The 12,797-nt window shown below is 72.0% G+C and carries 9 protein-coding genes; 5 read left to right on the forward strand and 4 right to left on the reverse strand.

Going from position 1 to position 12,797, the window contains the following annotated elements; translation table 11 throughout:
* Window position 1: 1 nt before the first annotated feature.
* Both CBF90_RS04250 and CBF90_RS04255 read right to left on the reverse strand, forming a co-directional pair.
* On the reverse strand, window positions 2–3,280 hold the full coding sequence (locus CBF90_RS04250; RefSeq protein ID WP_088379986.1) for an ATP-dependent DNA helicase: 3,279 nt from the start codon (window positions 3,278–3,280) through the stop codon (window positions 2–4).
* Entirely contained in the window at window positions 3,277–6,348 is a 3,072-nt protein-coding gene (locus CBF90_RS04255) for an ATP-dependent DNA helicase (RefSeq protein ID WP_242435581.1), read from the reverse strand. The genes CBF90_RS04250 and CBF90_RS04255 overlap by 4 nt, the downstream gene beginning before the upstream one ends.
* Before the next feature lie 140 nt (window positions 6,349–6,488).
* Between CBF90_RS04255 and CBF90_RS04260 the strand changes: the two genes are divergently transcribed.
* On the forward strand, window positions 6,489–6,713 hold the full coding sequence (locus CBF90_RS04260) for a DUF3107 domain-containing protein (RefSeq protein ID WP_064956528.1): 225 nt from the start codon (window positions 6,489–6,491) through the stop codon (window positions 6,711–6,713).
* A gap of 2 nt (window positions 6,714–6,715) precedes the next feature.
* Entirely contained in the window at window positions 6,716–7,006 is a 291-nt protein-coding gene (locus tag CBF90_RS04265; RefSeq protein WP_088379988.1) for a hypothetical protein, read from the forward strand.
* Window positions 7,007–7,037: 31 nt separating this feature from the next.
* Here the strand turns inward: CBF90_RS04265 and CBF90_RS04270 are convergent, their stop codons facing one another.
* On the reverse strand, window positions 7,038–7,754 hold the full coding sequence (locus CBF90_RS04270) for a ferritin-like fold-containing protein (protein WP_023950553.1): 717 nt from the start codon (window positions 7,752–7,754) through the stop codon (window positions 7,038–7,040).
* Between the two features lie 130 nt (window positions 7,755–7,884).
* On the opposite strand from CBF90_RS04270, the gene CBF90_RS04275 reads away from it, so the two are divergent.
* Window positions 7,885–9,333: a DEAD/DEAH box helicase gene (locus CBF90_RS04275; protein WP_088379989.1), complete on the forward strand. Its 1,449-nt coding sequence runs from the start codon at window positions 7,885–7,887 to the stop codon at window positions 9,331–9,333.
* Window positions 9,334–9,367: 34 nt separating this feature from the next.
* Here the strand turns inward: CBF90_RS04275 and CBF90_RS04280 are convergent, their stop codons facing one another.
* Complete coding sequence (locus CBF90_RS04280; RefSeq protein WP_023950551.1) at window positions 9,368–10,246, reverse strand: PHP domain-containing protein; 879 nt, start codon at window positions 10,244–10,246, stop codon at window positions 9,368–9,370.
* A 58-nt stretch (window positions 10,247–10,304) separates the two neighbouring features.
* On the opposite strand from CBF90_RS04280, the gene CBF90_RS04285 reads away from it, so the two are divergent.
* Together CBF90_RS04285 and CBF90_RS04290 are read left to right on the forward strand one after the other, a co-directional pair.
* The gene (locus CBF90_RS04285; protein ID WP_088379990.1) at window positions 10,305–11,324 is read left to right on the forward strand and encodes an endonuclease/exonuclease/phosphatase family protein; all 1,020 of its coding nucleotides are present in this window, start codon (window positions 10,305–10,307) and stop codon (window positions 11,322–11,324) included.
* Between the two features lie 39 nt (window positions 11,325–11,363).
* Window positions 11,364–12,794, forward strand: coding sequence for an aminopeptidase P family protein (locus CBF90_RS04290; RefSeq protein WP_088379991.1), 1,431 nt, complete (start codon window positions 11,364–11,366; stop codon window positions 12,792–12,794).
* The last annotated feature ends 3 nt before the right edge of the window (window positions 12,795–12,797 follow it).

A 12,797-nucleotide genomic window follows, 5' to 3' on the forward strand; every position in this document is an offset into this window, starting at 1 on the left:
CTCACCCCCGCAGCACGAGGTCGTCGGCCACGTAGAACAGCGCGACGTCGATCTCCGACTCGGGGATGCCGTGCCGGATCGAGTACGCCCGCCGGTAGAGCTCGAGCTGCAGCATCCGTTCGGCGCGCTCGGCCGGCGTTCGCGGCGGACGGCCGGTCTTCCAGTCGACGATCTCGATGCGCCCGCCGCGGTCGGCACGGCGGTACACCGCGTCGAGCTTGCAGATGATGACGTGCGGGCGGCCGTCGCCGAGGAGGCGGTCATCGGCGAAGTCGATCTCGGTCTCGACCTCGATCGGCTGGAGGTCGGCCCATTCGGAGCGGAGGAAGATCTCCTGCAGACGGCTCAGCTCGCCCTCTCCGGCGGCGGGCCCCTCAGCGGGGTCGTCGACGTCCCACAGCGGCGCGTCGGGCTGCGGACCCCGCGCGGTGATACCCGAGCGCTGCTCCACCCACGCGTGGAAACGGGTGCCCAACCGGGTCTCGCGGTACGGACGCTCGGGCAGCGGACGCAGGGTCGCCTCGACGGCGGCCTCGTAGTCGGCGGCGTAGTCCTTGAAACGCGATGCGGGGATGCGCGTGGGGGCGGCACGACGAGCACCGGCGGACCGCTCCTCGCGCTCCGCGAGCAGCAGCGCGAGATCGCGTTCGGCCTCGTCGCGCTCGGCGGCCTGCTGTGCGCCCCGCACGAGCGTCGCCGCCGCCTCCACCCGGCCGCGGCGCTCGCCCAGCGGGTCCAAGGGCCACCGCATGATCTGGCGCCGATCGTTATAGGGGTTCTCCCCCGGCTCGCTATCGGGAAGCTCGTGGCCGAGCGCGATCGCGATCTCTCGCAGGAACGGGCTCGGACCGCGGGGATTCCGGGTGCCCGACCACGGCGAGCCGCTGAGGAGCAGCGCGTCGCGGGCACGCGTCACGGCGACGTACGCGAGGCGGCGCTCCTCCTCGCGCTGGCGTTCGGCGTTGTCCTCGGCGAACCGGGTGAGCGCCGCCTTGAGGTCCTGCTGGGTCGGCGACACGTGCGCCTCCCACCCCAGCTGGGGCAGCCAGCGCGCGTCACCGCGGAACGCGTACGGCAGCACGCCGAAGCCGAGCCACCCCTGTTTGTCGCGCGGGCGGGCGGGCAGCTCGTCCGCGACGACCCGCGCCACGGCCACGGCATCCCACTCCAGCCCCTTGGATCCGTGGATCGTGAGAATCTGCACGACGTCGTCTTCGGGGGGCTCGGTGCGCGGCGCGAACTCGTCTTGACGCTCGGCATGGTCGAGCCACGCGAGCAGACTCGGCAGCGACCCCGACTCGTCGGTCGCGAGGAAGCCCTGCAGCTCATCGACGAAGGCCCGCAGCTGGTCCGACGCGACGCGTGCGGGGCCTCTGCTCTCGTTCGCGGCCAGTTCGATGTCGAGCCGCAACTCCGCCTCGATCAAGCGCACGAGCTCGGGAATCGGCATGGATGAGGCACGGCGCAGGCCGGCGAACGTCGCGGCGGCGTCGCGCAGACGCTCGCGACCGGCGTCGCTGAAGTCGGCGAGCCAGCCGTGATCGGGGCCGACACGCACGAAGAAGTCGAGCGCGTCGATGAGTGAGGCGTTCTCTTCGGTCGCACTCTCCGCGGCGAGCGGCTGCAGTGCGACGTCGGAACGCGCGAGTCGGCGCCCCAGCTCGGCGAGCGAGCGGAGGTCGCGCAGCCCGATGGACCAGCGCGGTCCGCCCAGCAGGCGGAGCAGCGCCGACCCTGCTGACGGATCGCTGATGACCCGCAGCGCCGAGACCACGTCGACCACTTCGGGAGTGCTGAGCAGTCCGCCCAGACCGAGGATCCGGTGCGGGATGCCACGCCGCGCGAGGGCGTCGGCGAAGCGCACCATGTGCTTCTTGCTGCGCAGCAGGATCGCCGCGCTCGTCGGAAGACCGCGCCGCTGGCGGCCCGCTCGCACCTCTTCGAACCACCCGGCGACGCGCTCGGTCTCGGCATCGAGGTCGGTCTCGAACACGATGTCGACATCACCACCGGGCGCCCCCGGACGCGGCCGCAGCTGATCGACGGGCACGGGAGAGCGCGCAGCGAGGGGCTCGAGCACCGCATTGGCGGCATCCAGGATCCGTTCGCTGTTGCGCCAGCTCGTCGCGAGGGAGTACCGCCCCGAGCCGCCCGCGGGGGCGAACGCGGCGGCGAAGTCGCCGAGGTTGCCCGCGCTCGCGCCGCGCCAGCCGTAGATGGACTGGTGCGGGTCGCCGACGGCCATCACGGATGTGCCGGCGAACACCGCGCTCAGCAGCTCGGTCTGGACGACCGAGGTGTCCTGGTACTCGTCGAGCAGCACGACGGGGTACCGCGCGCGCAGATCAGTGGCGACAGCCGGATGGGCGCGGACGATCGTCAGGGCACCCGCCACCTGATCGGAGAAGTCGATGACGCCGGATCGCAGCTTGCGCCGCTGGTACTCGACGGCGAGGTCGGCGAGCAGCGGCAGGCCCGCGACCTGCTCGGCGGCACGCGCCACGTCGGCGTAGACGGTGGTGCCGCTGCGGGTCGAAGGGCGCTCGCGGACATCTTGGAACGCCGCGCCGAAATGAGCGAGCTCGTCGAAGTCGACCAGGTTGTCGACGCCGTCGCGCGCGATGCGCAGCGCGCCGTCGATGATGCTGCGCAGGGCGTTCTCCCGCGTCTCGAGACGTTCGTCGTCGGAGTCGAGGACCACCCGACGCATCAACAGCCACGCCGCGGATTCGCTGAGGACGGCGGCCTCGGGATCGCGCCCGATGCGCACCGCGTTCTCGCGGACGATGCCGTCGGCGAAGCTGTTATACGTCGAGACCGTCGGGCGCTCGAGCAGCGCGTCGATCGCGGGGCCGAGCGTCTGCGCCCCCGTGTCATCGACGAGCCGTCGTTGCGCGGCATGCCGGCGCGCGCCCCCGGGATCGCCCGCTCGCTCGAGCTCTCCGAAGACGTCGAGTGCGCCTCGCCGGTGCAGCGCGTCGAGGTGCGGCAGCAGACCGGCGTCCTCGAACTCCGCGAGGCGATCGAGCCGCCGGCGGATCCGTTCGCTCAGCTCACCCGCGGCCTTGCGGGTGAAGGTCAGCCCGAGGATGCCCGAGCGCGGGACGTGCCCGTTCGCGACGAGCCAGACGACGCGGCCCGCCATCGTCTCGGTCTTCCCGCTGCCGGCGCCGGCCACGACGAGAGCCGGCGCGAGCGGCGCGGAGATCACTGCGCTCTGCTCCGGCGTGGGAGGGAACTGGCCGAGAGCGGCCGCGAGCGCGGCAGGCGAGACGATCATGTCGCGCTCACCGCCGCGATCGTGTGAATGCGGCAGAGCCCGAACGAATGGTCGTCGCGGCAGTGCTCCTCGACCGGAGCCTCGAAGCTGACCCCTCCCATGACGCGCGCCGCGCCGCGCACCCGACCGAGGAAGGCCGCGCGCTCGTCGTCGCCGAACGGCGGCTGACGGGGCGCCGCATAGTCCTTCGTGGCTGCCGTCGGACGCAGCACGAGCAGCATCGCGCCGCCCGGGGGCAGCCCCGCCGCCGCGGGGATCGCGCCGTGCTCGTGCGCGAGCTGATAGGCCGCGAGCTGCGCGTGATGGGTTACCGCACGGTCGGTCTGCGGTTCCCGCTTGCCCGTCTTCAAGTCGACGATCACCACGCTCCCGTCGGCGCGCAGCTCGACGCGGTCGACCGCGCCGCTCAGGACGATGCGCCCGTCGGCGTCGTCGTGGGCGAGCTCCACCTCGAAGCGCGGCTCGGCTCCCAGCAGGCGCCCGCCGTCGCGTTCGAAGTCGCGGAGGTAGCGAGCGAGCCGTCGGACGAGGTCGCGGGCACGCGTCCGCTCCGCCCGTTCCCGCCAGGCGGACTCGAACTCGAGCTCGCTCCAGCGTGCCGCCACCGCCTGCCACAGCGAGTCCTCGTCGGGCGACGCGATCTCGAGGGCGCTGTGCACGATCGTGCCGATGCCCGCCGTCGCGCTCGACGCGTCGCCGCCGAGATCGGCGATCACCCAGTTCAGCTGACACTCCTCGAGCGTCTCCAGACGCGAGGGCGATACGCGGATCGTCTCGACCTCGCGATCGCGCAGCGGCGCGGTCGTGGTCGGCGGGCGGACACCGAACCATTCGACGGGATCGGCGCCGGCGATACCCGCATCGGCCAGCAGCGCGAGCTGACCTGCTGCTGTGCGGCGATCGTCCTGCGCCGAACGAGGGTCGGTGAGGATGCGGCGGTGCCGCGCGACGAGGCCGCGAAGGGTCAGCGGATGCGCCGCCTCGGGTGGAGCCGCCTCCGCTTCCGGCAAGAGCTCGAAGAACGGGCTCGGGCCGGTGTCGTCGTCGTCGACGGCCGTGATCACGACGAGCTCTCGGGCCCGTGACACGGCGCGCGCGAACAGGCGGAGCTCGTCGTGGAGCACTCCCCGTCGACGATCCAGCGCATCCGCGACCGCGGGATCGTCGAACGGCAGGCGCCATGTGTCGAGCAAGCCGCCCCGCACCCGCAGGTTCGGCCAGATGCCGTCCTGCACGCCCGCGACGACCACCGTGTCGAACTCGGTGCCGAGGGCGGCTGCCGGGGTCAGCACACGGACGGCGCCGCTCACCGGAGGCGGGACGAATCGGTCGTCGCCGACATCGGCATCGAGGATGCCGCGGAGGAACACCACGGGCGTCGTTCCGTCCTCTCGCTCGCCGTGGCGCTTGGCCGCCTGGAACAGCGCCACCACGGCGTCGAGATCGCGGTCGGCCTGCGCGGCCAGCGGACCGTGGCCACGGGCGGCCTCACGCAGGGCCCGCTCGCGTCCGGATCCCTCCCACGCCGCCCAGAGCACTTCGTGGGCGGTGGCATCGTCGGCGATGAGGTCGGCGACCGCGCGCAGCGTGTCGGCGACGCGAGCGGCGCGTCGGGCCTCGCGCAGGTCGAGCACGGCGAGTTCGGCGGAATGGAGCATCGCCGAGCGCAGGAGCTCCCAAGCCGACACCGGCTCGCCCTCGCCCGGGGGGAACGCCTGTCGGAGCGCCGATCGGAGCCGGCGCTGGTCGACCGCATCCAGACCGGCACCCGAAAGCGCGGCGATGACCTCGTCGCGCTGCCACGTCTCCCCCGGCCGCGCCGCCAGATCGACGAGCCGCAGGAGGTCGCGCACCACGGGCGACTCTCCGAGCGAGGTTCCGGTGCCGGACGTCGCCGTCGGCACGTCGCGCGCGGCGAGCTCGGCCTCGAGCGCGGTCACCTGACGGCTGTCGTGTGCGATCACCGCGCACTCTTCCCACGGAACACCGTGGTGCACGTGCCGCTCCCTGAGCAGTCGCGCCACGGTGTCGAACTCCTCCGATCGGGAGCGCAGCGCCAGGGCGCGGACGCCCGCGAAGGGGGCATCCGGCTCCGGCGCCCGGCGGTGAGCGACCAGCCCGACGGCGCCGATGCGGGCGGTGACAGCGGAGACCAGCGGGGCGTGTCGGCCCTCCGCTCGGTGCACGGTGTCGAGCACCAGGACGTCACCGCCTGCCGCGAGCCGGGCGAAGTTCTCCGGTGTGGCACCCCGGAACGCACCCGACCCCACGTCCGGGTCGCCGAAGGCCACGACGGCGATGCCCCGGGCTCGGCACGCCTCGAGGAGATCGACGCCTCCGGCGGTCAGCTCCTGTGCGTCGTCGACGAGCGCGACGCGCAGCTGCGGCAACCCCTGCCGCGACACGATGTCGACCGCTTCGCGGATGAGCCCCGCAGCGTCGCGGTGCGCGCCACGCATGGCATCCCGGACCGCGAAGTACTCCGCCATGAACGAGGCCGCCGCCTGCCACGCGGGCCGCCCCTCGCGAGCGGCGCGCTCCGCGAGAGCCCGGCTGTCGATGCCCGAAGCGGTGCATTCGGCGATGAAGGCGCGCAGCTCCGCACGGAAACCGCGCGAGCCTCGGACGTGCGCGGGCAGCTCGGCCGGCCATCGCGACCGTCCGTCGAGCTCGTCCTCCGCGTCGCCGTCGAGCAGGTCGCGGATGATGGCGTCCTCGTCGCCACCGGTCAACAGGCGCGGCGGTTCGACACCGCGGCGCACGGCGTCGCCACGCACGATCTGGAAGGCGAATGCCGGTACCGAGCGTGCCAGCGGACCGGCCGTGGCGACCCCGACCGCCACGCCGAGATCGTCGCGGAGGTCGGTCGCGGCCTGTCGAGTGGCGGTGAGGACGACGAGGGTGTCGGGGTCGACGCCCTCGGCCACCAAGCGGCGCACCCGCTCGACGATGGTGCGGGTCTTGCCCGTTCCCGGAGCACCGACCACCACGGCGCTCGCGTCGGCGGGGAGCGTCAGCACGCGCGACTGAGCGGCGTCGGGCGTGATGCCGACGGAGACCTGACCCATACCTTCCACGCTAACCGGCACCGCCGACATCGGTTCGCCGCGGGCGTTCGCCCAGGGCGTGACCGCGCCGGCATCCCGACCCGGGCGGTGTCGTAGAGTCGAAGAGCGCCCGAGGCACGGGCGCGGAGGAGGATGAATCCGTGGAGATCCGTATCGGCATCGCGAACACCGGCCGCGAGCTCAGCCTCGAGTCCAACGAGTCCGCGGACGCGGTTCGCGCGACCGTCTCCGAAGCCCTCACCTCGGGCGCTCCGTTCGTCGAGCTGAGCGACGCGAAGGGCAGCTCCTACATCGTCCCGACCGCGGGCATCGCATTCGTCGAGGTCGGCACCGACCAGACCCGCCGCGTGGGCTTCGTGGCCTGACCGTGCAGATCGTCCTGGCGATCATCATCGGCGCGGCGATCGGGCTGGCGGCCGAGTTCGCGCTGCCCGGGCGCGAGGCGCGCGGGGCCGCTGTCGCGCCCGTGCTCGGAGCCGTCATCGGCGGCGTCGCGTGGACGGCGCTGACGTGGGCGGGCCTCGCTTTCGACAACCCCGTCATCTGGGTCGTCGCGATCGTGGCGCCGGCCGTCGTGGTCCTCGCCGCGCTCACGCTGATGACGCGGGCGCGGGCCCGCACCGACGCCGCGGAGCGCCGCCGCCTCCGGATCGGCTGATCGCCGGCGCCCGCCCGGCTGCCGGGCCCCGTCAGGCCTCGAGACCCATCGCCGCCATGCGCCGCGAATGAGCGGCCATGACGTCGGCGTAGGTCGGTTCGACCCGCTTCTCGTCGGCGGGCTGAAGCGACGTCGACCGCAGGGCCGCGCGCGCGATCAGCAGCGTGTCCCCGACGAGGCGCCGGCCCCACAGCGACAGCAGCCCGCGCCATTGCTCGTCCGCCGCGATCGCGTCCGTGATGATGCGCACCAGCGCGCTGCGGTCGTCGTGCGCGCGCAGGATGACGGCGACCTGGCGTCCCGTGTCGCCGTAGCTCGCCGACAGTGCGAGGTAGAAGTCGTCCAGCATCCCCGCGGTCAGGTGCACCGAGAGCATCGTCTCGAGCGGGCGGGCGCCGTGAGTGGCGCGGCGGAAGGCGTCGAGTGGCTCGCGGAAGGGAAGCATCAGCTCGAGCGGATCGGCGCCGCGGTCGCGGATCACCCCGACGAGCTCGCGGTGCTTCAGCAGCGCCGTGCCCGCCGCCAGCGACAGCGACTCCTTCTGCGACAGTTCCGGGGTCGAGGCGATGAGGTCGCTCAAGGTCTCGAAGTAGCCGAGCTGCAGGTACGCGGCCTGCCCGAGGAAGGTGTCGACGTCGGGAGCGAGCTCCTCGAAGTCGACGCGACGGACGTCCCCGTAGTCGCCTCGGGATCGGAGCCGCAGGGTGCGGCCGACGGGACGCTTGCGCTTGAAGAACCAGCTCACCACGGCTCCAGCCTAGGGTCGCGGTAGGCTGGATGCGCCCCGGCATCGGACCGGGGCCCCGCGCCTGTGGCTGAGTGAAAGGCGTGGACCCTCATCCCCGGCGGCTTCTCACCGCCAGACAGGCACGTCACCCATGACCACATTCGCTGATCTCGGCGTCGACCAGGACATCGTCGACGCCCTCGCCGACAAGGGCATCGTCGACGCCTTCCCGATCCAGGAGCAGACGATCCCGCTCGGCCTGCCCGGCCAGGACATCATCGGTCAGGCCAAGACCGGAACCGGCAAGACGTTCGGTTTCGGCATCCCCGTCGTCCAGCGCCTGGGCCTGAACCCGGCACCGGGCGTCAAGGCCCTGATCGTCGTCCCCACCCGCGAACTCGCCGTCCAGGTCTTCGAGGACATGGACATGCTCACCCGCAACCGCTCGACGAGCGTCGTGGCGATCTACGGCGGAAAGGCGTACGAGGGCCAGATCGACCAGCTCAAGGCCGGCGCCCAGATCGTCGTGGGCACGCCGGGCCGTCTGATCGACCTCGCAGGCCAGCGCCTGCTCGACCTCTCCAACGCGACCGAGGTCGTGCTCGACGAGGCCGACAAGATGCTCGACCTCGGCTTCCTGCCCGACATCGAGAAGATCTTCCAGAAGGTGGCGCCCGTACGCCACACGATGCTCTACTCGGCGACCATGCCCGGGCCGATCGTCGCGCTCGCCCGACGCTTCATGTCGAACCCCATCCACATCCGCGCGACCGACCCCGACGAAGGCCTGACGCAGGCCAACATCAAGCACCTCGTGTACCGCGCGCACTCGCTCGACAAGGATGAGGTCATTGCCCGCATCCTGCAGGCCGAGGGTCGCGGCAAGACCGTGATCTTCACCCGCACCAAGCGCGCAGCGCAGAAGCTCGTCGACGAGCTCAACGACCGCGGGTTCAACGCCGGCGCGGTGCACGGCGACATGAGCCAGGAAGCACGCGAGCGCTCGATGGCCGGATTCAAGGCCGGCAAGAAGGACGTTCTGATCGCCACCGATGTCGCCGCGCGCGGCATCGACGTCGACGACGTCACCCATGTCATCAACCACACCATTCCCGACGACGAGAAGACATACCTCCACCGCGCGGGCCGCACCGGTCGCGCGGGCCGCACCGGGATCGCGGTCACATTCGTCGACTGGGAGGACCTGCACAAGTGGGCCCTCATCAACCGCGCCCTCGAGTTCGGCCAGCCCGAGCCCGTCGAGACGTACTCGTCGAGCCCGCACCTGTTCGAAGACCTCAACATCCCCGCGGGAACGAAGGGACGTCTGCGTAAGCTCCCCACGACCCAGAGCGTGAAGACCGTCTCGTCCGACTCGGCCGAGGGCGAGGCGAAGCGCCCGCGTCGCCGTCGCTCGCGCGGCTCGGGTGACGGCGCGGCCACCGCCGAAGGCGCGACGCCCGCGTCGACGGATGCGGGGACCGGCACGCACGACGGTGGCGGGTCCGAGCACCGCGACGGCAAGACATCGCCTCGCCGTCGGCGCCGTCGCCACGGCGGTTCGGGGTCGGCCGGCACGACGGCTCCGGCCGCGAGCTGAGCACCCCGCCTCACGACATCCGAGCGGCGCCCGTCTATGCGTAGACGGGCGCCGTTCCGCTGCCGCGGGCGATGATCCGCTCGACCATCTCGTCGTCGGTGGTGTTCTCCCCCGGCTGGTTCGGCTTGCCGAGACCGTGGTAGTCGCTCGACCCGGTCACGATGAGATCGAGCTCGGCGGCGATCGCACGCAGGACGCGCTTGCCGTCCGCCGTGTTCTCCCGGTGCTCGACCTCGAAGCCGGCGAGGCCGTGGTCGACGAGCTCGCGCAGGACCGCGGGCGGCATCATGCGCTCGCGGCCGCTCGGCGACGGGTGGGCGAGGATCGGCACGCCGCCGGCTGCGACCACCAGCTCGACGGCGGTGATCGGGTCGGGCGCGTAGTGGGGAGTGAAATGCCCCTGGCTGGGATGCAGGATGCCGGCGAAGGCTGCGGCGCGGTCGGCCGCGAGACCACGGGCGACGAGGGCGTCGGCGATGTGCGGCCGCCCCACCGTCGCGCCGGCTCCCGTCTGCGCGAGCACGTCGTCCCACGTCAGGTCGTGCGAGCGGGCGATGCTCCGGACGATTCGCTCCGCGCGGCCGATCCGGTCTTCGCGGATGCGCTCCATCTCGGCACGCAGCCGCGGATGGTCGGGGTCGAAGAGATAGGCGAGGAGATGAACGGTCCGCCACTCGTGCCGCGCACTGAGCTCCATCCCGGGAAGGAACGTCATGTCGAGCGACGCCGTCGCTTCGGCGGCTTCGGCCCATCCCGCGGTGGTGTCGTGATCGGTCAATGCCACCGTCCGCAGCCCGGCGCGGTGCGCGGCCTGCACGACACCCGCGGGGGGCTCCGTGCCGTCCGAACGGATGGAATGCAGATGCAGGTCGCTGGGCCCGTGGAACCCCCGTGCGCGCGCTGCCGTTCCCATCCTCCTCAGCGTAGCCGTGCCCGGCGATCGTCCAGCCTCGCTCTCATAGAGTCGAGGCGTGAAGCGCGTGTTCGGAGCCCTCGTGGTGGCCCTGTTCGCGGCTGCGGCCATCGTGGTCAGCTGGCCGGAGCTCCTCCGACTCGAACGGGAGTTCCCCTTCGCGCAGCTCGTCGCACTGCGCCCGCTGCTGATCGGCGCATTCGTCGCGATCGCCCTCCTGTTCCTTCTCCTATCGCTGGGGCGCCGCATCCGTGCGTTCTGCCTCTGGATCACACTGGTCTCGCTCGTGGCCGCAGCGGGCGGCGCCGGCACGCTGGCGCTCCGCGGGCTGGGTGCCGAGACCATGCCGCCGAAGACGGACGACAGCATCCGGGTCATGACCTGGAACACCGCCGGCCCCGCGACCGATGCCCAGACCATCGCCGAGACGGCGGTGGCCATGCAGGCCGACATCGTCGCCCTGCCCGAGACGACGATGGACACCGGCCGTGCCGTCGCGGTGGCGATGCGCGAGCGCGGTCGCCCGATGTGGGCGCACGTCGACAGCTACGAGGGTCCCGACAGCTGGGACGCCAATTCCACCGCGCTCCTGATCTCGCCCGAGTTGGGCGACTACTCCGTCATCGAGTCCGAAGCCCGCGGCACGACGAACACGACGATCGTCCCGAGTGCGGTCGCGATGCCCGTCGACGGGGACGGACCGGTCGTCGTGGCCGTCCACGCGGTCGCCCCGCGTCCGGACGAGATGGCGAGCTGGCGCAGCGATCTCCAGTGGCTGGCCGACCAGTGCGCGACGGATGACGTCATCATGGCCGGCGACTTCAACGCGACACTCGATCACATGGCGCGGCTCGGCATCGACGACGCCGATCTCGGGCGCTGCCACGACGCCGCCCGCTCGACCGGCAACGGCGGGATCGGCACCTGGCCCACCGACGTGCCCGCTCCCCTGGGAGCGCCGATCGACCACATCATGGCGACCGCGTCGTGGAAGCCGGAGGGGTCGGTCGTCATCTCGTCGCTGGACGACTCGGGCAGCGACCACCGGCCCCTCGTGGTGCAGTACACGCGACGCTGATCTGTGCCCCCGGCCGGTGCCGGGTGCGAGACTGGAGTCATGACCACGAGCGAGACCACGGGAACCGACACGACCGGCACCGCGACGACGGCGTCCGAAGCCCCCGCCGAGAACACCAATCGACGTCAGCCGTTCCCCCGCGGCTTCCTCGACACCATCTCCCAGGGATGGGCGCCGCGAGCCGACGCCCCGACCGCTCCCCGGCAGGCCGCTCCGTTCGCCGCGGCCCGGCGCGAGCGCCTGTCGCACGAGTTCCGAGGCCGGCGCCTGGTCATCCCGGCCGGCTCGCTCAAGCAGCGTTCGAACGACACCGACTACCCCTTCCGCGCGCACTCCGCGTTCTCGCACCTGACGGGCTGGGGCAGCGACGCTGTTCCCGACTCGGTGCTGGTGTTCGAGCCCACCGCCGCCGGCCACGACGTCACGCTCTATCTGCGCGACCGCGCCGACCGGACGACCGCGGAATTCTACGCCGACGCGTCGGTCGGAGAGTTCTGGATCGGGCCGCGTCCGGCGCTCGACGACGTCGCCGTCGATCTCGGCATCGCGACCGCCCATCTGGCCGATGTCGAGTTGCGCGCAGACGATCTCGTCCTGGAGGCCGATCCCGACCTGACGCGGGCGGTGTCCGAGCTCCGGCTCACGAAGGACGAGTACGAGGTCGAGCAGATGCGCCTCGCTGTCGCCGCCACGGCGCGTGGATTCGACGACATCGTCGCCGACCTCCCCCGCATCATCGCCACCCCGCGGGGCGAGCGTGTCGTCGAGGGTCTGTTCCACCTGCGCGCTCGCACGGACGGCAACGGCGAGGGCTACGACACGATCGCCGCCTCGGGGCCGCACGCCTGCTACCTGCACTGGACGCGCAACGACGGGCCCGTGGTGCCGGGAGACCTGATCCTGATCGACGCCGGCGTCGAGATCGACAGTCTCTACACCGCAGACATCACGCGGACGCTGCCGGTGTCCGGGCGCTTCACCGAGATCCAGCGCCGCATCTACGAGACCGTGCGCGAGGCGGCCGACACCGCGTTCGCCGCGGCTCGTCCCGGCGTCACCTTCCGCTCGATCCACGAGGCGGCAATGGCGGTCATCGCGGCGCGCGTCGCCGAGTGGGGGCTGCTCCCCGTGACGGCGGACGAGGCGCTCGACGCCGACAGCGGCGGCCAGCACCGGCGGTACATGGTGCACGGCACGAGCCACCACCTCGGCATCGACGTGCACGACTGCGCGCAGGCGCGGCGGGAGATGTACTACGACGGCATCCTCGAACCCGGAATGGTGTTCACGATCGAGCCGGGCCTCTACTTCCAGATCGACGATCTGACCGTGCCCGAGGAATATCGCGGCATCGGCGTCCGCATCGAGGACGACATCCTCATGACCGAGAGCGGCCCCGTGAACCTCTCGGCCGACATCCCGCGCACCGCGGACGAGGTCGAGGCCTGGATCGCGCGCTCCGCCTCGTGACCG

This window comes from Microbacterium sp. AISO3 (assembly GCF_002204305.1).
Classification (GTDB): Bacteria; Actinomycetota; Actinomycetes; order Actinomycetales; family Microbacteriaceae; genus Microbacterium; species Microbacterium arborescens.

Excerpts from the sequence above, each read along its gene's own strand:
- CBF90_RS04275 (WP_088379989.1), top strand. The coding sequence starts at position 7,885 with ATGACCACATTCGCTGATCTCGGCGTCGACCAGGACATCGTCGACGCC.
- CBF90_RS04280 (WP_023950551.1), bottom strand. The coding sequence starts at position 10,246 with ATGGGAACGGCAGCGCGCGCACGGGGGTTCCACGGGCCCAGCGACCTG.
- CBF90_RS04290 (WP_088379991.1), top strand. The coding sequence starts at position 11,364 with ATGACCACGAGCGAGACCACGGGAACCGACACGACCGGCACCGCGACG.
- CBF90_RS04255 (WP_242435581.1), bottom strand. The coding sequence starts at position 6,348 with ATGGGTCAGGTCTCCGTCGGCATCACGCCCGACGCCGCTCAGTCGCGC.
- CBF90_RS04250 (WP_088379986.1), bottom strand. The coding sequence starts at position 3,280 with ATGATCGTCTCGCCTGCCGCGCTCGCGGCCGCTCTCGGCCAGTTCCCT.